Source organism: Achromobacter sp. DH1f (assembly GCF_000633435.1).
Lineage (GTDB): Bacteria > Pseudomonadota > Gammaproteobacteria > Burkholderiales > Burkholderiaceae_B > Achromobacter > Achromobacter deleyi.
In genome coordinates, this window is record NZ_AYMF01000142.1 from 1 (window position 1) to 352 (window position 352).

1 protein-coding gene is annotated in these 352 nt (G+C 71.9%); it reads left to right on the forward strand.

What is annotated here, in order from left to right; translation table 11 throughout:
• Positions 1–352 (forward strand): MATE family efflux transporter (locus U858_RS0133470; RefSeq protein WP_255358840.1); only part of this gene is annotated, 352 nt, incomplete at its 3' end.

Here is a 352-nt window from a genome sequence, read left to right on the forward strand (position 1 = left end):
CTGCTGGCCCTGCCGCTGGTGCTGACCAATCTGGCCCAGATCGCCATGACCGTGACGGACGTGATGTTCATCGGCCACCTGGGCTCGCAGCCGCTGGCCGCCAGCGCGCTGGGCGCCAACCTGTATTCGGCCATCGCCTTCTTTGCGCTGGGCCTGGTCAGCGCCACGGCGCCGATGGCGGCGCGGGCCGAGGGCGCACGGCGCAACTCGGTGCGCGACGTGCGCCGCACGGTGCGCCAGGGCTTCTGGAGCGCCGTGCTGATTTCCGTGCCGGGCTGCCTGGCGCTCTGGTATGGCGAACACATCCTGATCCTCTTGCGCCAGCCGCCCGCACTGGCGGCGCTGGCCGGCG